We start from the raw sequence: 20,820 nt of genomic DNA on the forward strand, positions 1-20,820 counted from the left end.
CGCCGATGGTCTCAGGTCGTCGGCAAGAATGGCGTCCATGCCTGCGGTGACCGAGACCGAGACGGCCGTCCCGACGGCCGCCACCGGCGGCGCGCGCCCGCGCGTGCTGTCCGGGATCCAGCCGACCGCGGACTCGTTCCACTTCGGCAACTACCTCGGCGCGCTGCGCCAGTGGGTCGACCTCCAGCGCGACCACCAGCCGTTCTTCTTCATCGCCGACCTGCACGCGATCACCGTGGAGCAGGACCCGAAGGTGCTGCGCGAGCGCACCCTGCGCGCGGCGGCGCAGCTGCTCGCCATGGGCATCGACCCGGCCCGCTCGGCGATCTTCGTGCAGAGCCAGATCCCCGAGCACGCCCAGCTGTCGTGGGTGCTCCAGTGCCTCACCGGCTTCGGCGAGGCACGCCGGATGACGCAGTTCAAGGACAAGTCCGCGAAGGGCGGGGAGGGGGCCGCGTCGGTCGGGCTGTTCACCTACCCGATCCTCCAGGCCGCCGACATCCTGCTCTACCGGCCGCACTACGTGCCGGTGGGCGAGGACCAGCGCCAGCACCTCGAGCTGACGCGCGACGTGGCCCAGCGGTTCAACCACCGCTACAAGAAGACCTTCCGGCTGCCCGAGCCCTACATCCTCAAGGCCACCGCGAAGATCGCCGACCTGCAGGACCCCACCTCGAAGATGTCGAAGTCGGCGTCCTCCCCGGGCGGGATCGTGGAGATGCTCGACCAGCCCTCGGTGAGCGCGAAGAAGATCCGGTCGGCGGTGACCGACTCCGAGGCCGAGATCCGCTTCGACGTCGAGACCAAGCCGGGCGTCAGCAACCTGCTCACCATCTTCTCCGCCCTCACCGGCACCGGCATCGCCGACCTCGAGGCGGAGTACGCCGGCCAGGGCTACGGCGCCCTCAAGGGCGACCTCGCCGACGCCGTCATCTCCTTCGTGACGCCGTTCCGCGACCGCACCCTCGAGCTCCTCGACGACCAGGAGCACCTGTCGAAGGTGCTCGCCCAGGGCGCCGAGCAGGCCGGCGAGGTCGCGCGGGCCACCCTGCGGGACGTCTACCAGCGGGTGGGCTTCGTCGCTCCCACCGCCCGCTAGGGTCGGGCAATGCCGACGATCGGAGTGGCCGTCGCGATCCCGGAGCCCTGGGCCACCGAGCTGCAGGACTACCGCACCGCCGTGGGTGACACGACGGCGACGATGATCCCGACGCACATCACCCTGGTGCCGCCGACCGAGGTCGAGGGCGACCTGTCCTCGATCGAGGAGCACCTGGCCGAGGCGGCCGCCGCCGTGCCGGCCTTCGACGTCCACCTGCGTGGCACCGGCACCTTCCGCCCGGTCTCGCCCGTGGTGTTCGTGACGCTCGTCGAGGGCATCTCGCAGTGCGAGCAGCTCGCCGCCGCCGTGCGCCGGGGACCGCTCGGGGTCGACCTCGACTTCCCCTACCACCCGCACGTCACCGTCGCGCACCACCTCGACGACGTGCTGCTCGACCGGGCCTTCGAGGACCTCGCCCGGTTCGAGTGCGAGTTCACCGTGACCGACTTCCACCTGTACGTCCACGACGACGAGCACGGGTGGCAGACCTCGCACGACTTCGCCCTCCGCGCCGCCCTGGGAGGCTGAGCCCGATGCCGTCGGTCAAGCAACGCATCACCGACGCGCGCGAGCGTCGTCCCGGCCTCGACCACGTGCTGCGGATGCAGGAGCACTACGGCGCCGCGAAGGCCGGCCAGCAGGCCGGCGCGGTCACCTACTTCGCGTTCCTGTCGTTCTTCCCGATCCTCGCGCTGGCGTTCTTCGTGGTCGGCGTCGTCGCCGAGGTCTACCCCGAGGCCAACGCCAACCTGACCACCGCCATCGAGTCGGTGCTGCCGGGCCTGATCGGCAGCGGCGAGAGCCAGATCTCCCTCGACGACGTCCAGTCGTTCTCCGGCATCGCCGGTGTCGTCGGTGTGCTCGGTGTGCTGTACGCCGGCCTCGGCTGGGTCTCGGCACTGCGCGACGCGCTCGTGGTCGTCTTCGACACCCCCCGGCGCGAGCTGCCGTCGTTCGTGAAGGGCAAGCTGCGCGACCTGGTCGCGCTGGTCTCGATCGGCTTCGTGCTCGTCGTCGCGGTGGCGGTGACCGGCTTCGTCTCGGGCTTCTCCGAGGACGTCCTGGGCTGGATCGGCCTCGGGTCCGAGCTGGCCTGGCTCGTGCAGGTCCTCGTCGTCGTCCTCGGTCTCGCCGCGAACGCCGTGCTCTTCTTCACCCTCTTCAAGCTGCTCGCCGAGCCGCGGGCGCCCAGCCGCTCGCTGTGGTCCGGCGCGCTGCTCGGCGCCGTGGGCTTCGAGGTCCTCAAGCAGGTCTCGGGGCTGCTGCTCAAGAGCACGCAGGGCCAGCCGGCCTTCCAGGCCTTCGGGATCGCGCTGATCCTCCTGGTCTGGATCAACTACTTCTCGCGCCTGGTCCTGTACGCCGCCTCGTGGGCCCACACGACGCGCGCCGCCCGTGCGCTGCGGCAGTCGGAGCCGGTCGACCCCGTGCAGGGGCCGGTCACGCCCGACCTCACCCGTCTCGCCGGCGGCAAGGCCGTGGCCGACGTCGCCGTGGCCGGGCGCTCCTGGCCGACCCCGTTCGCCGCCGGTGCGGGCGCGATGCTCGCGCTGGTCGCCCTCATCCGTCGCAGGAGGAACCCGTGAGGTTCGAACGCAAGCACGCCCTGATCCTCCTGGCCGTCGCGGCCTGGAACGTGATCACCTTCGGCAACTTCGCCAAGCGCCTCTACACCGCCTACGAGGCGGGGGAGGACCGGGCGCTGGGCTACTGGGTGGCCCACTCGGTGCTGGTCGTGGTCAACGTCCTGATCGCCGGCGTGCTCGGCTCGATGGGCTGGAAGGCCCTGAAGGCCACGAAGTCCGAGCGCTGACCAGCAGCGACCGACCACGCCGGGCCACCGGAGGTTGAGCAAGCGAGCGCCAGCGAGCGCCGACGAAACCGGACGCCGCCCCACCCCGGAGGTTGAGCAAGCGAGCGCCAGCGAGCGCCGACGAAACCGGACGACGCCCGCCAGCCCCCGACCGCTGACTACTTGCCGTGACGCAGGGCGGCGTGCAGGTCCCAGTTGAGGCGGGAGATCACGTCGAGCGGGATCTCCTTGGGGCACGCGGCGGTGCACTCGCCGATGTTGGTGCAGCCGCCGAAGCCCTCGGCGTCGTGCTGGGCGATCATGTTGACCACGCGGGTGTCGCGCTCGGCCTGACCCTGCGGCAGCTCGCCGAGGTGGGTGATCTTGGCGCCGACGAACAGCGACGCGGAGCCGTTCGGGCAGGCCGCGACGCAGGCGCCGCAGCCGATGCAGGTGGCGACGTCGAAGGCCCGGTTGGCCTTGTCCTTCGCGACCGGCGTCGCGTGGGCGTCGGGAGCGGCACCGGTGTTGACCGAGATGTAGCCGCCCTGCTGGATGATCCGGTCGAACGCGCTGCGGTCGACGACGAGGTCCTTGACGATCGGGAACGCGTCGGCGCGCCACGGCTCGACGGTGATGCTGTCGCCGTCGCGGAAGGAGCGCATGTGCAGCTGGCAGGTGGTGGTGACCTCCGGGCCGTGCGCCTCGCCGTCGATCATCAGGCTGCACTGGCCGCAGATGCCCTCGCGGCAGTCGGAGTCGAACGCGATCGGCTCCACGCCCTCGGCGTTCAGCTGCTCGTTGAGCACGTCGAGCATCTCGAGGAAGCTCATGTCCTCGGAGATGTCGTCGAGCTCGTAGGTGTGGATCCCGCCCGGCGTGGTCGCGTTCTCCTGGCGCCAGATCTTGAGGTTCAGCTTCATCGGGGTCCTTCCAGGGCAGCGGTGCTCGACAGGGGGGCGAGCCGGAGGCGACGGGGCAGCGGGGCGGTCACTTGTAGCTCCGCTGCTTCATCTCGACGAACTCGTAGGTCAGGTGTTCCTTGTGCAGGATCGGCTTCTCGTCCGCGCCGCCCCACTCCCAGGCCGCCACGTAGGCGTACTGGTCGTCGTGGCGCAGGGCCTCGCCCTCGTCGGTCTGCGACTCGGACCGGAAGTGGCCGCCGCACGACTCGCGCCGGTTGAGCGCGTCGATGCACATCAGCTCGCCGAGCTCGAAGAAGTCGGCGACGCGGCCGGCCTTCTCCAGCGACTGGTTCATGCTCGCGGCGCTGCCGAGCACCCGCACGTTGCGCCAGAAGTCGTCCTTCAGGCTGCGGATGAGGTCGATCGCCTTGCGCAGGCCGTCCTCGGAGCGCTCCATGCCGCAGTACTCCCACATGATGTGGCCGAGCTCGCGGTGGTAGGAGTCGACGCTGCGGGTGCCGTTGGTGGTCATGAACCGCTCGATGCGCGAGTGCACCGCCTGCTGCGCCTCGACGACGGCCGGGTCGTCCTCGGCGATCTTCTCGAACGGGCCCTCGGCGAGGTAGTCGCGGATGGTGTTCGGAAGGACGAAGTAGCCGTCGGCCAGGCCCTGCATCAGCGCCGAGGCGCCGAGGCGGTTGGCGCCGTGGTCGGAGAAGTTGGCCTCGCCGGTGACGAACAGGCCCGGGATCGTCGACTGGAGGTCGTAGTCGACCCAGAGCCCGCCCATGACGTAGTGGACGGCCGGGTAGATCCGCATCGGCGAGGTGTAGGGGTCCTCACCGGTGATGCGGGCGTACATGTCGAAGAGGTTGTCGTACTTGTCCTCGATGGCCTTGCGGCCGAGCCGGTCGATGGCCTCGGCGAAGTCGAGGTAGACCCCGCGCCGGACGCCGTCGACCTCCGGGCCGACGCCGCGGCCCTCGTCGCACATGTTCTTGGCCTGGCGGGAGGCGATGTCGCGGGGGACCAGGTTGCCGAAGGCCGGGTAGATCCGCTCCAGGTAGTAGTCGCGGTCCTCCTCCGGGATCTCGCGGGGGTCCTTGGCGCAGTCGGCCTGGTTCTTCGGGACCCAGATCCGGCCGTCGTTGCGCAGCGACTCCGACATGAGGGTCAGCTTCGACTGGTGCGGGCCCGAGACCGGGATGCAGGTCGGGTGGATCTGCGTGTAGCAGGGGTTCGCCATCAGGGCGCCCTTGCGGTGCGCGCGCCAGGCGGCGGTGACGTTGCAGCCCATGGCGTTGGTGGAGAGGAAGAAGACGTTGCCGTAGCCGCCGGAGGCGAGCACGACGACGTCGGCGAAGTAGGTCTCGATCTCGCCGGTGACCATGTCGCGCACGATGATCCCGCGGGCGCGGCCGTCGACGACGATCAGCTCGACCATCTCGTGGCGGGTGTAGCACTTGACCGTGCCGGCCGCGACCTGGCGCTCGAGGGCCTGGTAGGCGCCGATGAGCAGCTGCTGGCCGGTCTGGCCGCGGGCGTAGAAGGTGCGGGAGACCTGGACGCCGCCGAAGGAGCGGTTGTCGAGCAGGCCGCCGTACTCGCGCGCGAACGGGACGCCCTGGGCGACGCACTGGTCGATGATGCTGGTGCTGACCTGGGCCAGGCGGTAGACGTTCGACTCGCGCGAGCGGTAGTCGCCGCCCTTGATCGTGTCGTAGAAGAGCCGGTAGACCGAGTCGCCGTCGCCCTTGTAGTTCTTCGCGGCGTTGATGCCGCCCTGGGCGGCGATCGAGTGCGCCCGGCGCGGGGAGTCCTGGTAGCAGAACGACTTCACGACGTAGCCGGCCTCGCCGAGCGTCGCGGCGGCCGAGGCGCCGGCCAGGCCGGTGCCGACGACGATCACCGAGAGCCGGCGCCGGTTGGCCGGGTTGGCGATGCGCGCCTCGAACTGGCGGGTGTTCCAGCGCTCGTCGAGCGGGCCGCCGGGGGCCTTGAGGTCCTGGATCGGGTCGCCGTCGATGTAGTAGCCGGCCGCGTCGTCGGTCAGCTGGGAGCCCTCGCGGTCGGCCAGCTGGTCGGCGTCGAGCGTGCGCGAGGAGTCGAAGGAGTTGGTGGTGTCGGGCAGGTCGGTCATGGGGTCCTCGAACCTCTCAGATCAGTCGATGACGCCGGCGAGCACGAAGATCGGGACCAGCGAGAAGCCGCCGGCCACGACCACCGCGAGGATGGTGCCGATCGCCTTGGCGTTGCGGCGCGACGTGGCGTTGTTGGTGAGGCCGAGGGTCTGGGCGGCGCTCCAGGTGCCGTGGTGCAGGTGCAGCGCCAGGGCGACCATCGCCAGGAGGTAGATGGCGGTCAGCCACGGCACCTCGAAGCTCTGGACCATCAGCGTGTAGGGGTCGCCCGCGGCGTCGCCCGTCTCGCCGGTGTTGACGTTGATGCGGCCCACGGTGAAGTTCAGCAGGTGCCAGACGATGAACAGCAGCAGCGTGATGCCGCCCCACCGCATCCAGTGCGAGGAGAAGCTGGAGTGCTTGTTCTTCTTCACCACGTACTTCGTCGTGCGGGCCCTCCCGGCCCGTCGCCACAGGGCGATGGCGCAGTAGACGTGCACGAAGAGCGAGAGGAGCAGCACGACGCGGGCGATCCAGAGGAACCCCTCGTGCGGCAGCAGCGGCTCGCCGAGCTCGCGCAGGTGGTGCGCGTAGTCGTTGAACGCCTCCTGCCCGGAGAACGCCTTGAGGTTGCCGTACATGTGCGCCACCACGTAGCCGACGAAGATCAGGCCGCTCACGGCCATCAACATCTTCAGCGCGATGGTCGAACGCATTGCGCGAGAGCCCTTGACGAGGGCCGGACGGGTCGTCATCACCACGATCGTCACTCTACGGTCATCGTGACCTGCGGCTTCACCCGACCGGTGTGACATGCGTCGCCCGTGGCCCCCCGCGGCGTGTCGCGTGGCGCGGAACGACCCGTCGGCCGCCCGTCCGGCCGCGTCGCGCGGTGTCAGGCGGCGTGGGCCTGCGTCGTGACCAGGTGCTCGGCGACCAGCTCGTCGACCGCGTCGGACCAGCTGCGGCGCCGCGCGACCTCGCGCCCCTCCGAGCCGAGGAGGCCGCGGTGCCGGTCGGCGACGACCGCCTCGACGGCCCGCCGGAACGCCCGCGGGTCGGAGGGGTCGTAGAGCAGACCGGTCTCGAGGTGGCGCACGACGTCGGGCGCGCCGCCCGAGCGCGGCGCGACGACGGGGACGCCGGCCGCTGCTGCCTCGCGCAGGGTGTGGGCGCAGGTCTCGTGCTCCCCGGGGTGCACGAGCAGGTCGAGGGTCGCCATCGCCACGGTCAGGTCGCCGGTGCCCATCGAGCCGGTCACCTTCGCCCCCGGCAGCCGCGACTCCAGCCACTCGCGCTGGGGGCCGTCGCCGATCACCACCGGGCGGACGCCGTCGAGGGCGGCCAGCTCGGCGAGGCGGCGCACGCCGTGGCGCTTGTGCAGCCCGCCGACGTACCCGACGACCACCAGCGGGGGCCGGCCCGCGCGCGCGGTCGAGCGGGCGCGCGACCACGAGTCGTGCAGCCAGCCGTCCCGCAGCGCGGGGGTGAACGCCGCGGTGTCGACGCCCGGGCGCCAGAGCCCGGCGTCCACGCCGAACTCCGCCATCCGGTCGACCATCCAGGTCGAGGTGACCAGCACCCGGTCGGCGCGGTCGGCGACGCGCGAGCGCCAGTAGTCGGCGCTGACGTCGAGCACGGGGGACTGCTCGACGACCAGCGAGGGGACACCGGTGCGGTGGGTCAGCTTCAGGGCCTTGCGACCCAGCACCCCGGGGGAGGTGACGTGCACGAGGTCCGGGCCGAACTGGTCGAGGGCCGCGCGCACCTGCGGACCGGCCGGCTCCAGGGGACGGACCCGCACCACCTGCGAGGTCCGGTACGTCGTCAGCCCGGGTCCGGGGGTGATGATCCGGACCGTGTGGCCGAGGTCCACGAGCCGGTCCGCGACGGCCTTCAGCGTCGTCGTGGTGCCGTCGACCGCGGGGTAGAACGTCTCGGTGACCAGGGCGATCCGCATGTCGCGAGCCTCGCCGCCACGTCCGTCGCCGCCACCACCGCGACCCGTCCCGTCGGTGCACACCAGGTGAACGCGTGGGTGGGCACCGGCGGCGGGAGGCCCTACGGTGGTCGCGCTCCCTCCTGCGTGCCCACCCCTCGACGCCAGGAGTCCCCGGACGATGTCCGTGACCGCTTCCTCCACGAACGCCCCCGCCCCCGCCGCCGGCCAGGCCGCACCCGACCCCCGGGCCCGGGGCGTCGTGCGCCTGCTGCCGCCGGCCGAGCGCCACCTGGTCAGCCGGTTCTCCTACGGCATCACCCCCGAGCTCGCGCGGCGGGTCCGCGCCGCGGGCGGGGCCGCGCGCTGGTTCGAGCAGCAGCTCTCGCCGGGGTCGGTCCGCGACCCCCAGGCCGACGCCGTCGCCGGGTGGTTCCCGAGCCTGCGGCGCGGGCCGGCCGAGCTGTGGCGGCGCCAGGTGCAGGACGTCGAGGGCGGGTGGGAGGTGATGGAGGACTACGCCCGCTGGCTGCTCGTGCGGCGGACCAGGACCCGCCGCCCGGTGCTGGAGATGATGACCGAGCTGTGGGAGAACCTGCTGCACGTGCCGGCCTCCGGCGACGAGCAGTTCACCCACCGCGTCGACTACGGCGCCACGATCCGGCGCCACGCCCTCGGGCGCTACGACGAGCTCCTCGTGGCCGCCATCACCCACCCCGCGATGCTCATCCACCTCGACGCCGCCGAGTCCACCAAGGAGCACCCCAACGAGAACCTCGGGCGCGAGCTCCTCGAGCTGCACACCGTCGGCGTCGGCCAGTACACCGAGGACGACGTCCGCGACTCGGCCCGGATCCTCACCGGCTGGTCGGTCGACCTGTGGGAGAGCTGGCGCCCGGAGTACCACCGCGAGGAGCACCACGTCGGCCGGGTGCGGGTCAAGGGCTTCGTCGACGCGAACAGGTCCGACGACGGCCGCGCGGTCACCCGCCGCTACCTGCGCTACCTCGCGCACCACCCGCAGACCGCCCGGCGGGTCGCGCAGCGGCTCGCGGTGAAGTTCGTGGGCGACCGCCCGCCGGCGTCCCTGGTCGACCGGCTCGCCCGCGTGTACCTGGAGCACGACACCGCCATCAAGCCGGTGCTGCGGGCCCTGGTCGCCTCGTCGGCGTTCGCGCGGTCGGCCGGCGCCAAGGTCCGCGACCCCGGCGAGGACGTCGTGGCCACCTACCGCGTGCTCGGGAAGTCCATCTCCCGGCCGCCGAGCGGGGAGGCGCGCGGACGGTCGGCCGCCGAGGCGATCCTGTGGCAGGCCAGCTCGATCGGCACCTCGCCGTACGCGTGGCCGGCACCCGACGGGCAGCCCATCGACAGCGCGTCCTGGTCCTCGCCGTCGCGGCTGCTCGCCTCGATGCGCTTCCACCTCGACCTGGCGGGGGGCTGGTGGCCCGACGTCGCGGTCGGCCACCGCGAGCCGCGGCAGTGGCTGCCGCGCCCGGAGGTCCGCTTCGACGACCTGGTCGACCACGTGTCGCGCCTCGTGCTGCACCGTCCCGCCTCCGACCGGCTCGTCGAGGCCTGCTCCCGGGCCACGGGCGTGGGGCGCCGCGAGCGGGTCGACGCCGAGCACCCGCTCGTGCAGTGGATGTTTCCGACCTTCCTCGCCGTGTTCCTCGACAGCCCCGCCCACCTGAGCAGGTAGCCCGCCATGACCTCGACCCACCAGCCCACCCAGCACCCCCGCTCCTGCTGCGACGAGTACGCCGGTGTGCAGGCCGCCGTCTCGCGCCGCGGGCTGATGCGGGGTGCGCTCGCCCTGGCCGGGGCCAGCACCGTCGTGGGCGGCGCGGTGGTCACCTCCTCGCCCGCGTCGGCCCGGACGGCGTCCTCGGTGCTCGTCGTGCTGTCGCTGCGCGGTGGGGCCGACGGGCTCTCGCTCGTCGTGCCCCACGGCGACCCGGTCTACTACCGCGCCCGCCCGGGCATCGCGGTCCCCTCCGACCGGTTGCTGCACAAGGACGCGATGTTCGGGCTGCACCCGGCCCTGGCCCCGCTGACGCCGCTGTGGCAGGCGGGCAGGGTCGCCGCCGTCCACGCCACCGGGCTGCCGGTCGCCAACCGGTCGCACTTCTCCGCGATGGAGGAGGTCGAGGACGCCGACCCCGGCTCCTCGACGCGCGTGGGGTGGCTCAACCGCCTGGTGGGCACGACGCCGGGCGGCTCGCCGCTGCAGGGCTTCGGCGTGGGCGGCGGCGTCCTCCCGACGTCGCTGCACGGGGCCTCGCCGGTGATGTCCGGCGGCGACGTCGACGCCCTCACCATCCCCGGCTCGAACGGCGACGGTCGCAAGAAGGCCTCGCTCCGCACCCTGTGGAAGGGCGAGGCGACCCCGCTGGGGCGCAGCATGCGCTCGGTGTTCGACGCCGTCGCGGACGCCGGCCCGATCCGCGCCGCGGCCGACCACGGCGACGCCTACCCCGCGACCGACCTCGGGCGCGCGCTGTCGACGGCGGCCCGGATCGTCCGCGGCGACGTGGGGGTCGAGGTGATCACCGTCGACCAGGGCGACTGGGACATGCACGTCGGCACCGGCGGCTCCGACGACGGGTGGCTGGCGCGCAACGCCCGCGACCTGGCGGCGTCGATGGCGGCGTTCCTCGGCGACCTCGGCGACCAGGCCGGCAAGGTCACGCTGGTCACGATCAGCGAGTTCGGGCGCCGCGTCGTCGAGAACGACAGCGGCGGCACCGACCACGGTCACGGCAACGTGATGCTCCTCGCCGGTGCCGGTGTCCGCGGCGGCTACCACGGCCGGTGGCCGGGGCTGTCGACCGGCTACGAGGCCGACCTGCGGGTCACCACCGACCACCGGCAGGTGCTGGCCGAGATCGGCGCGGCCCGCTTCGGGGCCTCGCCGGCGACGGTGTTCCCGGGCCTGCGCCACGCACCCCTGGGCGTGGTCGGCAGCGGCTGAGCCGGCCCACCCAGCGCCCGGAGGAGCGGGCCGGGAACCGCCGGTCCGGTGTGACCTCTTTCACATTCGGCCCGGTTCGTCCAGACTCGGCGCACCACCGGCTGACTGCACGAGCAAGGGGCGCGGATGAGCACTGGCCAGGGAAGCACCGGCGTACGGGGCCCGACGCGGGCCCGGATCGCAGCCAGGACGCTCCGCACGGACCGGTGGTGGCAGGCGCCGCTGGCGACGTTCGTCGTGTTCTCCGCCTTCGTCGTCTACGCGACGGTGCGGGCCTTCACGGGCGCCGACTACTACGCGAAGCCCTACCTCTCGCCGTTCTACTCGCCGTGCCTGGGCGACTGCGTCGAGGGCGCCTCGGACTTCGGCCAGCCGTTCGGCTGGTTCCCGCTGTCGGCGGCGCTGATCATCCTGGTCTTCCCGCTCGGGTTCCGGATGACCTGCTACTACTACCGCAAGTCCTACTACCGGGCCTTCTGGCTCTCCCCGCCGGCGTGCGGGGTCGCCGAGCCGCACGCGGCCTACAGCGGGGAGTCGCGCTTCCCGCTGGTGCTGCAGAACGCGCACCGCTACTTCTGGTACGCCGCGGTCGTCGTCGGCCTGGTCCTCACCTTCGACGTCGTCCTGGCGTTCCGTCCCATGCCGGGCGAGTACGCCGTCGGCGACGGCGAGACCAGCGGCGTCCACATGGGCCTCGGCACGCTGCTGATGATCGTCAACATCGTGCTGATCTGGCTCTACACGCTCTCGTGCCACTCGTGCCGGCACGCCGTGGGTGGGCGGCTGCGGCACTTCTCCCGGCACCCGGTCCGCTACCGGCTCTGGACGTGGGTGTCGCGGCTCAACGCCCACCACGGCCGGTTCGCCTGGTACTCCCTGTTCTCGGTGGCGCTGGTCGACCTCTACGTCCTCCTCCTCGCCACCGGCACGATCCAGGACCTGAGGTTCTTCTGACATGGACGAGTCGAGCACCCGGCACCCGATGACCGGCAACGAGATGTCCGGCGCCGCCGAGGGCGGCACGGAGCGGCACACCTACGACGTCGTCGTGGTCGGCGCCGGTGGTGCCGGCCTGCGGGCCGCGATCGCCGCGCACGAGGCGGGCGCGCGCACCGCCGTCGTCTGCAAGTCGCTGCTCGGCAAGGCGCACACGGTGATGGCCGAGGGCGGGATCGCCGCGGCGATGGGCAACCGGTGGCCCGAGGACGGCTGGGAGGTGCACTTCCGCGACACCATGCGCGGCGGGAAGATGCTCAACCACTGGCGGATGGCCCAGCTGCACGCGCAGGAGGCGCCCGAGCGGGTGATGGAGCTCGAGGACTGGGGCGCGCTGTTCGACCGCACCGAGGACGGGCTGATCTCGCAGCGCGACTTCGGGGGTCACAAGTACGCGCGCCTGGCCCACGTGGGAGACCGCACCGGGCTGGAGATGATCCGGACGCTGCAGCAGCGCACGGTCGCGCTCGGCATCGACGTCTTCATGGAGTGCACCGTCACCGACGTCTTCAAGCAGGACGGCGTCGTGTCGGGGGCGCTGGCCTACTGGCGCGAGACCGGCCGGTTCGTCGTGTTCGACACCCCGACGGTCGTGCTGGCCACCGGCGGCATCGGCAAGTCGTTCAAGGTCACCTCGAACTCGTGGGAGTACACCGGCGACGGCCACGCCCTGGCCATGCGCACCGGGGCGTCGCTGATCAACATGGAGTTCGTGCAGTTCCACCCGACCGGCATGGTGTGGCCGCCGTCGGTCAAGGGGCTCCTGGTCACGGAGTCGGTGCGCGGCGACGGCGGCATCCTGCGGAACTCCGAGGGCGAGCGGTTCATGTTCGACTACATCCCCGAGTACTTCCGGGCCGAGACGGCCGACACCGTCGAGGAGGCCGACGCCTGGTACGAGGACAAGAAGAGCAACCGCCGACCTCCCGAGCTGCTGCCGCGCGACGAGGTGGCGCGAGCCATCAACTCCGAGATCAAGGCCGGGCGGGGCACGCCGCACGGGGGCATCTACCTCGACATCGCCTCGCGCCGGAGCCCGGAGTTCATCCGCAAGCGGCTGCCCTCGATGTACCACCAGTTCAAGGAGCTCGCCGACGTCGACATCACCCGGGAGCCGATGGAGATCGGCCCGACCTGCCACTACGTGATGGGCGGGGTCGAGGTCGACCCCGACACCCAGGAGAGCGCGGTCACCGGCCTGTACGCCGTGGGGGAGTGCTCCGGCGGGATGCACGGCTCCAACCGGCTCGGCGGCAACTCCCTCGGCGACCTCCTCGTCTTCGGCAAGCGGGCCGGCGAGTCGGCCTCGGCCCACGCCGCCGGGCTGGGCGCGCGGCGTCCGCAGGTCGACGAGGACCACGTCCGCGCGGCCCGGGCCAGCGCGCTGGCGCCGTTCGAGGTGGAGGGCGGCGAGAACCCGTACTCGATCCAGGCCGACCTCCAGCAGTCGATGAACGACCTGGTCGGGATCATCCGCACCGGCCCGGAGCTGCAGGAGGCGCTGCGCGCGATCGAGGCCCTCAAGGTGCGGGCGGCGTCGATGAAGGTGGAGGGCCACCGCCAGTACAACCCGGGCTGGCACCTCGCCCTCGACCTGCGCAACATGCTGGTCGTCAGCGAGGCGGTCGCGCGGGCGGCGCTGGCCCGCGAGGAGTCCCGCGGTGGTCACACCCGCGACGACTTCCCCGGCCCCGACCCGGCGTGGGGCACCAGGAACCTCGTCGTGCGCCTCGACGCCGCCGGCACCGGCGTCGAGCTGCACGAGCAACCGCTGCCGGTGATGCCGGACGAGCTCCAGCAGTACTTCGAGAGCAAGTGAGGGAGCGACCATGGGCTACGAGCTGAAGCTGCGGGTGTGGCGCGGCGACCAGGACGGCGGCGACCTCGGCGACTACGCCGTCGAGGTGTCCGAGGGCGAGGTCGTCCTCGACGCCCTGCACCGGCTGCAGGCCACCCAGGCCGGCGACCTCGCGATCAGGTGGAACTGCAAGGCCGGCAAGTGCGGCTCGTGCAGCGCGGAGATCAACGGCCGGCCCCGGCTGCTGTGCATGACCCGGCTCTCCGACTTCGACCCCGCCGAGACGATCACGGTGACCCCGATGCGGACCTTCCCGGTGATCCGCGACCTCGTCACCGACGTCTCGTTCAACTACGAGAAGGCCCGCGAGCTGCCGTCGTTCGCCCCGCCGCCGCGCGACGCCGACGGCCGGCGCCGGATGGCGCAGGTCGACGTCGAGCGCGGCCAGGAGTTCCGCAAGTGCATCGAGTGCTTCCTGTGCCAGGACGTCTGCCACGTCGTCCGCGACCACGACGACAACAAGCCGGCCTTCGCCGGGCCGCGGTTCTTCCTGCGCTACGCCGAGCTCGACATGCACCCCCTCGACACCCACGACCGCCGCGAGCTCGCCCAGGGCGCCGCCGGCCTCGGGATGTGCAACATCACCAAGTGCTGCACCGAGGTCTGCCCCGAGGGCATCAAGATCACCGACAACGCGATCATCCCGCTGAAGGAGCGCGTCGTGGACCGCAAGTTCGACCCCCTGGTCTGGCTCGGCGCCAAGATCGGCCTCCGCGCCAAGGACGACGACGGCCGCACCGAGGTCTGACCGCCGGCGCCGACCCGGCCGGAGATCCGGGGCGCGGGTACGGGGGTGGCGGCAGCCGAACGGTCGTACGGCAAACATCACAGTGGGTGGCCGTCGTCACGTCGGGTGCCTAGGGTGCCGAGCATGACCATCGAGGGGACCGCCGTCGAGGGCGGCCTGGACGAGCCGACCGAGCTGGAGCCGGAGCAGGGCTCGCTCGAGCTGGCCCAGGCCGAGGACCGGCACACCCGCGCCGACTGGGAGCGCGAGACCGCCAAGGTGCTCCGCAAGGCGCGCCGGATGACCGACGAGGACGACGACGCGCTGGTCTGGGAGAAGCTGACCCGCACCACGCTCGACGGGATCCCGGTCGCGCCGCTGGGCACGCCCGAGCTGCTCGAGGACCTGCAGACCGCGGGCCGCCCGACCCGGGCGGGTGACTGGGACGTCCGCTCCCACGTCGCCGCCGGCCCCGCGCGGGCGGCCAACGAGGAGATCCTCGGCGACCTCGAGGGGGGCGTGACGTCGACCTGGCTCGAGGCGGGCCCGGACACCGACTTCGAGACGCTGCTGGACGGCGTCCTGCTCGACCTCGCCCCCGTCGTCCTCCAGCCCCCGGCGGACGACGCCGCGGCGACCGCCCGCGCGTTCCTGGCCCGCGTCGGCGACGTCGCGCTGCACCCCGGCACCAACCTCGGCGCGCCCGCCTTCGACGCCGACGTCGCCGCGGCCGCGCGCGCGGCCGGCGTGCTGGGCTTCGTGCTGGACGCCACGGTGGTCCACGACCGGGGCGCCTCCGACGCCCAGGAGGTCGGCGCGGCGATGGCGGCCGCGGCGGGCTACCTGCGCGCCGCCACCGACGCCGGCCTCACCGTCGCCGAGGCCGCCGCCCTGGTCGAGTTCCGCCTGGCCGTCACCGACGACCAGTTCGCCGGCATCGCCAAGCTGCGGGCCGCGCGGCGGCTGTGGGCGCGGCTCCAGGAGCACTGCGACGCCGAGCCGGTCCCGATGCGGCTGCACGCCGTCACCAGCCGGCCGATGATGACGCGCTACGACCCCTGGGTGAACATGCTCCGCACCACCGTCGCCGCGTTCGCCGCGGGCGTGGGCGGCGCGGACGCCGTCACGGTGCTGCCGTTCGACTCCGCGCTGGGTCGCCCCGACGCCCTCGGACGCCGCAACGCCCGCAACACCTCCGCGCTGCTGATCTCCGAGGCGCACGTCGCTCGCGTGGCCGACCCCGCCGGCGGGTCCTACGCCGTCGAGAGGCTCACCGACGACCTCGCGGTCGCCGCCTGGGCCGTCCTCGGGCGGCTCGACGACGGCGCCGACCTCACCGAGGAGATCGCCGCCGTCGCCCGCGAGCGCGAGGAGCAGGTCGCCACCCGCCGGCGTCCGCTGACCGGCGTCACCGAGTTCCCGAACCTCGCCGAGACGCTGCCCGAGCGGTCCGGCGACGGGCTCGCGGCGGCCGGCGTCCGGTCCTACGCGGCCAGCTTCGAGGCCCTGCGGGACGACCCGCCCGCCGAGCACGTCTTCCTCGCCACCCTCGGGCCCGTGTCCGCGCACACCGCGCGGGCGACGTTCGCGGCCAACCTCCTCGCGGCCGGGGGTGTCGCCACCGACCCCGCCGGCGCGACCGACGGCGTCGAGGCCCTGCTCGCGGCCTACGCCGGCCAGCGCGTCGTCTGCCTCGCCGGCACCGACGCCGCCTACGCCGAGTGGGGCGCGGCCGCGGCCGCCGCCCTCCGCGAGGCCGGCGCGACCCGCGTCGTGGTCGCGGGCCGGCCCGCCGACCACGCCGACGACTCCTGCGCGACGGGCGTCGACGCCCTCGCCTTCCTCAGCCGCACGCGAGAGGCCCTGTCATGAGCGTTCCGAGCAGCTTCGCCGGCCTGCCGCTGGGCGGCGGCGCCCCGTCGGGCGCGACGGCCGGCACGGGTGGCGGCGAGGCGTGGGCCAGCCCGGAGGGCATCGACGTGCTGCCTGTCTACGGCCCCGAGCACCTCGCCGGCCTCGACGCCCTCGACACCTGGCCCGGCCTGAGCCCGTTCCTGCGCGGGCCCTACCCGACGATGTACACGACCCAGCCGTGGACCGTGCGCCAGTACGCCGGCTTCTCGACCGCCGAGGCCTCCAACGCCTTCTACCGGCGCAACCTCGCCGCCGGCCAGAAGGGCCTCAGCGTCGCCTTCGACCTCGCCACCCACCGCGGCTACGACTCCGACCACCCGCGGGTGCGCGGCGACGTCGGGATGGCCGGCGTCGCGATCGACTCGATCTACGACACCCGCACGCTCTTCGACGGGATCCCGCTCGACGAGATGTCGGTGTCGATGACGATGAACGGCGCCGTGCTGCCGGTGCTCGCGCTCTACATCGCCGCGGCCGAGGAGCAGGGGGTGCAGCCGGAGCAGCTCGCGGGGACGATCCAGAACGACATCCTCAAGGAGTTCATGGTCCGCAACACCTACATCTACCCGCCGGCGCCGTCGATGCGGATCATCTCCGACATCTTCAGCTACACCTCGGCGCGGATGCCGCGGTTCAACTCGATCTCGATCTCGGGCTACCACATCCAGGAGGCGGGGGCGACCAACGACCTCGAGCTCGCCTACACCCTCGCCGACGGCGTCGAGTACATCCGCGCCGGCCTCGGGACCGGCATGACGATCGACCAGTTCGCCCCGCGGCTGAGCTTCTTCTGGGCGATCGGGATGAACTTCTTCATGGAGGTCGCCAAGATGCGCGCGGCTCGCGCGCTGTGGAGCCGGCTGGTGCGGGAGTTCGAGCCGCAGAACCCCAAGTCGCTGTCGCTGCGCACGCACAGCCAGACGTCGGGCTGGAGCCTGACCGCGCAGGACGTCTTCAACAACGTCCAGCGCACCTGCATCGAGGCGATGGCCTCCACCCAGGGTCACACCCAGAGCCTGCACACCAACGCCCTCGACGAGGCCATCGCGCTGCCCACCGACTTCAGCGCCCGGATCGCCCGCAACACCCAGCTGCTGCTGCAGCAGGAGAGCGGCACGACCGGCACGATCGACCCGTGGGCCGGCTCCTACTACGTCGAGCGGCTCACCCACGACCTCGCCGAGCGCGCCTGGGGCCACATCCAGGAGGCCGAGCGCGCCGGCGGGATGGCCAGGGCGATCGAGCAGGGCATCCCGAAGATGCGCATCGAGGAGGCCGCGGCCCGTACCCAGGCACGCATCGACTCCGGCGCGCAGAAGGTCATCGGCGTCAACACCTACCGGCTGGCGGCCGAGGACAGCCTCGACGTGCTCAAGGTCGACAACGACGACGTCTACCGCCAGCAGCTGGCCAAGCTGGAGCGGCTGCGCGCCGAGCGCGACGACGACGCCGTCGCCTCGGCCCTCGAGGCGCTGACGAACTCGGCGGACCGCGGCGCCGCGAGGGGGAGCCTCGACGGCAACCTGCTCGCCCTGGCCGTCGACGCCGCGCGCGCCAAGGCCACGGTCGGGGAGATCTCCGACGCGCTGGAGAAGGTCTACGGCCGGCACCAGGCGGTGATCCGTACGATCTCGGGCGTGTACCGCGACACCGCAGGCGAGGGCGACGGCACCCTGCTGCGGCAGGTGCTCGACGCCACCGAGGCCTTCGACGAGGCCGAGGGACGGCGTCCGCGCATCCTGGTCGCGAAGATGGGCCAGGACGGCCACGACCGCGGCCAGAAGGTGATCGTGTCGGCCTTCGCCGACATGGGCTTCGACGTCGACGTCGGCCCGCTGTTCTCCACGCCGGAGGAGGTCGCGCAGCAGGCCGTGGACGCCGACGTCCACATCGTGGGGGTCAGCTCGCTGGCCGCGGGCCACCTCGCGCTGCTGCCCGCCCTCAAGCAGGCGCTCGCCGAGCAGGGGCGGCCCGACATCATGACGGTCATCGGCGGCGTGATCCCGCCCGACGACGTCCCGACGCTGCGGGAGATGGGTGCGGCCGCGGTCTTCCTGCCCGGCACCGTCATCGCCGAGTCGGCGCTCGACCTGCTCGCGAGGCTGCGCGAGCAGCTCGGGCACTGATGGTGGGCGCGAGGTCTCGACCCGCGGTGACGGCGTCCCCACGGCTCGACCACCGGAGCCGTCCGTCGGTCGAGCCGGGCGAGCGCCAACGAGCCCGGGTCGAGACCCTCCCCGTCGACGAGCGGGCCGGCGATGCCTGACGTCGAGGCCCTGGTCGCCGGGATCCGCGAGGGCCGGCGCGCGGCGGTCGCGCAGGCGATCACGCTCGTGGAGTCGGCGCTGCCGGCCAAGCGGGCCGCGGCGCGCGAGCTGCTCACGCTGCTGACCACCGACGCCGGCGCCGGCGTCGGCTCGCCCGCGGTCCGGGTCGGCATCAGCGGCGTCCCGGGCGTGGGGAAGTCGACCTTCATCGAGGCGCTCGGCTCGCGGCTGACCGCGGCCGGGCACCGCGTCGGCGTCCTGGCCGTCGACCCGAGCAGCGTGCGCACCGGCGGCTCGGTGCTCGGCGACAAGACGCGGATGGCGCGGCTCTCGGCCGACCCGCACGCCTACATCCGCCCGAGCCCGAGCGCGGGCACGCTCGGCGGCGTGGCGCGGGCGACGGTGCAGGCGATGACGGTGCTCGAGGCCGCGACCTACGACGTGGTGCTGGTCGAGACCGTCGGCGTCGGGCAGTCCGAGGTCACCGTCGCCGGGATGGTCGACACGTTCCTGTTCCTCACCCTGGCCCGCACCGGCGACCAGCTGCAGGGCATCAAGAAGGGCATCCTCGAGATCGTCGACGTCGTCGCGGTCAACAAGGCCGACGGCGAGCACGAGCAGGAGGCGCGGGTGGCCGCGCGCGAGCTGGCCGGCGCGCTGCGGCTGGTGCGCGGGCACGGGGAGTGGGCGCCGCCGGTGGTCACCTGCTCGGCCCTGCACGACGTCGGCGTCGACGACCTCTGGCAGCGTGTCCTCGGGCACCGCGACCACCTCGGCGTCGAGGGCCTCGCCGCCAAGCGCGCCCAGCAGCAGCTCGCCTTCACCTGGGCGCTGGTGCGCGACGAGCTCGACCAGCGGCTGCGGCACTCACCCGGCGTCCGGGCGATCCGCGACGACGTCCGCGCCGAGGTCCTGGCCGGCGACCTGCCGGCCACGGTCGCGGCGGACCGGCTGCTGGCCGCCTACGACGGCTGAGCCGTCCCCAAAGCCGGGGTAAAGGTGCATCGATCCTGCCCGGCGGCGCCGGGGGCGAGCAGCATCGGTGGTCGTCCTGCCCGACCCCACGAGAGGCGCACTTCATGCCCACCACCACCGCGACCCGTGCAGCGGTCGCCGGCCTGGCCGTCGCCCTGGCCGCCCCGTTCCTCACCTCGGCGCTCGCGACGTCCTCCGCCGCCGACGACACCGCGGGGTCCCCGGCCCCGCCCCGCGCCGTCACCCTCGTCCCCGGGCTGGTCAGCCCGCTGAGCGTCGCGGTCGGCGGCCGGCAGACCCGCTGGTTCAGCCAGAACTTCACCGGCACGCTGATGCGCCAGCGCGGCGACCGGCCGGCCCGGCCGGTCTACCAGGCCGAGCGCGGCGTCGAGGTCGGCGCCGTCTCGGTGCACCGCGGCACCGTCGTCTTCGCCACCACCCTGCGGCGTCAGACCCACCTGATGAGGCTGGGTCGTGGGGGTGCGGCGAGCGAGCTGGCCGACCTCGGCGCCCACGAGCGGCGCACCAACCCCGACGGTGGCGTCCGCTACGGGTTCCGCCGGCTCGGGGCCGACTGCGCCTCGCAGCTGCCCGAGCGGTTCCCGGCCCGCTACCGCGGCATCGTCGAGTCGCACCCCTACGCGACGACCACCGCCGGCGGCCGCACCTGGGTCGCCGACGCCGCCGCCAACGCGATCCTCGAGGTCGACCGGCGCGGCCGGGTCAGCACGACCGCCGTGTTGCCGCCCGTGCCGGTCAGGATCACCCGCGCGGCCGCGGAGGCCAACGGGATGCCGGCCTGCACCGTCGGCCACGTCTACGTCTTCGAGGGCGTGCCCACCGACGTCGAGGTCGGACCGCGGGGCCAGCTCTACGTCTCGGCGCTGCCCGGCGGCCCCGAGGACGGCAGCACCGGCGCCCAGGGCCGGGTGTTCCGGGTCGACCCGGCCTCCGGCGAGGTCACCCTCGTCGCCAAGGGACTGGTCAGCGCGACCGGCCTCGCGGTGACGCCGCGGGGCGCGGTGTACGTCGCCGAGCTGTTCGGCTCGAGGATCTCCCGGATCGCCCCCGGCGCGCGGCGGGCGCGACCGTTCCTGCCGATCGGGATGCCCGGCGACGTCGAGCTCCACCGCGGTCGCCTGTTCGCGACCGCCGACGTGCTGGCCGAGGGACGGCTGGTCGCGATCCGGCGCTGAGTCCCGACGTTCGCCCGAGGGGGTGGTGGTGTCGCTCGACCCGGTCCGGGCCGAG

General features: G+C 72.9%; 17 protein-coding genes. 13 read left to right on the forward strand and 4 right to left on the reverse strand.

Annotated features, from left to right (window positions below; genetic code table 11):
- Positions 1–37 precede the first annotated feature (37 nt).
- From trpS to FE634_RS06510, 4 genes are read left to right on the forward strand one after another with little or no spacing between them, the layout of a single operon-like run.
- Positions 38–1,099, forward strand: coding sequence for a tryptophan--tRNA ligase (trpS, locus tag FE634_RS06495; RefSeq protein ID WP_137293194.1), 1,062 nt, complete (start codon positions 38–40; stop codon positions 1,097–1,099).
- 9 nt (positions 1,100–1,108) lie between these two features.
- Positions 1,109–1,630, forward strand: coding sequence for a 2'-5' RNA ligase family protein (locus tag FE634_RS06500; protein ID WP_137293195.1), 522 nt, complete (start codon positions 1,109–1,111; stop codon positions 1,628–1,630).
- A gap of 5 nt (positions 1,631–1,635) precedes the next feature.
- On the forward strand, positions 1,636–2,688 hold the full coding sequence (locus tag FE634_RS06505) for a YihY/virulence factor BrkB family protein (RefSeq protein ID WP_138875413.1): 1,053 nt from the start codon (positions 1,636–1,638) through the stop codon (positions 2,686–2,688).
- Positions 2,685–2,915, forward strand: a complete 231-nt coding sequence (locus tag FE634_RS06510) for an SCO4848 family membrane protein (RefSeq protein WP_138875414.1) — start codon at positions 2,685–2,687, stop codon at positions 2,913–2,915. Before FE634_RS06505 ends, FE634_RS06510 begins: the two co-directional genes overlap by 4 nt.
- Positions 2,916–3,073: 158 nt before the next feature.
- On the opposite strand, the gene FE634_RS06515 is transcribed toward FE634_RS06510, so the two are convergent.
- The 4 genes from FE634_RS06515 to FE634_RS06530 all read right to left on the reverse strand — a co-directional run bounded on the left by FE634_RS06515 (position 3,074) and on the right by FE634_RS06530 (position 7,879).
- Entirely contained in the window at positions 3,074–3,817 is a 744-nt protein-coding gene (locus FE634_RS06515; protein WP_137293198.1) for a succinate dehydrogenase/fumarate reductase iron-sulfur subunit, read from the reverse strand.
- Positions 3,818–3,884: 67 nt separating this feature from the next.
- Positions 3,885–5,939 carry a fumarate reductase/succinate dehydrogenase flavoprotein subunit gene (locus FE634_RS06520; RefSeq protein WP_137293199.1) on the reverse strand — a complete coding sequence of 685 codons (2,055 nt, stop codon included), beginning with the start codon at positions 5,937–5,939 and terminating at the stop codon, positions 3,885–3,887.
- Between the two features lie 21 nt (positions 5,940–5,960).
- Positions 5,961–6,635: a succinate dehydrogenase cytochrome b subunit gene (locus tag FE634_RS06525; protein ID WP_137293200.1), complete on the reverse strand. Its 675-nt coding sequence runs from the start codon at positions 6,633–6,635 to the stop codon at positions 5,961–5,963.
- A gap of 179 nt (positions 6,636–6,814) precedes the next feature.
- Positions 6,815–7,879, reverse strand: a complete 1,065-nt coding sequence (locus FE634_RS06530; protein WP_137293201.1) for a glycosyltransferase — start codon at positions 7,877–7,879, stop codon at positions 6,815–6,817.
- 166 nt (positions 7,880–8,045) lie between these two features.
- Between FE634_RS06530 and FE634_RS06535 the strand changes: the two genes are divergently transcribed.
- The 9 genes from FE634_RS06535 (at position 8,046) to FE634_RS06575 (ending at position 20,765) form a co-directional block, all read left to right on the forward strand.
- Positions 8,046–9,560, forward strand: a complete 1,515-nt coding sequence (locus FE634_RS06535; protein WP_187366841.1) for a DUF1800 domain-containing protein — start codon at positions 8,046–8,048, stop codon at positions 9,558–9,560.
- Positions 9,561–9,566: 6 nt separating this feature from the next.
- Entirely contained in the window at positions 9,567–10,832 is a 1,266-nt protein-coding gene (locus FE634_RS06540) for a DUF1501 domain-containing protein (protein ID WP_138875416.1), read from the forward strand.
- 126 nt (positions 10,833–10,958) lie between these two features.
- Positions 10,959–11,786: a hypothetical protein gene (locus FE634_RS06545; RefSeq protein WP_137293204.1), complete on the forward strand. Its 828-nt coding sequence runs from the start codon at positions 10,959–10,961 to the stop codon at positions 11,784–11,786.
- A 1-nt stretch (position 11,787) separates the two neighbouring features.
- Positions 11,788–13,647, forward strand: a complete 1,860-nt coding sequence (locus tag FE634_RS06550) for a fumarate reductase/succinate dehydrogenase flavoprotein subunit (protein ID WP_148240445.1) — start codon at positions 11,788–11,790, stop codon at positions 13,645–13,647.
- Between the two features lie 10 nt (positions 13,648–13,657).
- Positions 13,658–14,434, forward strand: coding sequence for a succinate dehydrogenase/fumarate reductase iron-sulfur subunit (locus tag FE634_RS06555; protein ID WP_138875417.1), 777 nt, complete (start codon positions 13,658–13,660; stop codon positions 14,432–14,434).
- A gap of 123 nt (positions 14,435–14,557) precedes the next feature.
- Entirely contained in the window at positions 14,558–16,285 is a 1,728-nt protein-coding gene (locus tag FE634_RS06560; RefSeq protein ID WP_187366842.1) for a methylmalonyl-CoA mutase family protein, read from the forward strand.
- Positions 16,282–18,453 (forward strand): methylmalonyl-CoA mutase, encoded by a 2,172-nt coding sequence (gene scpA / locus FE634_RS06565; protein WP_137293208.1) that lies wholly within the window; start codon positions 16,282–16,284, stop codon positions 18,451–18,453. The genes FE634_RS06560 and scpA overlap by 4 nt, the downstream gene beginning before the upstream one ends.
- 132 nt (positions 18,454–18,585) lie before the next feature.
- Positions 18,586–19,569 carry a methylmalonyl Co-A mutase-associated GTPase MeaB gene (gene meaB / locus FE634_RS06570; protein WP_137293209.1) on the forward strand — a complete coding sequence of 328 codons (984 nt, stop codon included), beginning with the start codon at positions 18,586–18,588 and terminating at the stop codon, positions 19,567–19,569.
- A 104-nt stretch (positions 19,570–19,673) separates the two neighbouring features.
- On the forward strand, positions 19,674–20,765 hold the full coding sequence (locus tag FE634_RS06575; RefSeq protein ID WP_148240447.1) for a ScyD/ScyE family protein: 1,092 nt from the start codon (positions 19,674–19,676) through the stop codon (positions 20,763–20,765).
- Positions 20,766–20,820: the final 55 nt, after the last annotated feature.

The sequence above is a fragment of the Nocardioides sp. S-1144 genome (assembly GCF_005954645.2).
Taxonomy (GTDB): Bacteria; Actinomycetota; Actinomycetes; order Propionibacteriales; family Nocardioidaceae; genus Nocardioides; species Nocardioides dongxiaopingii.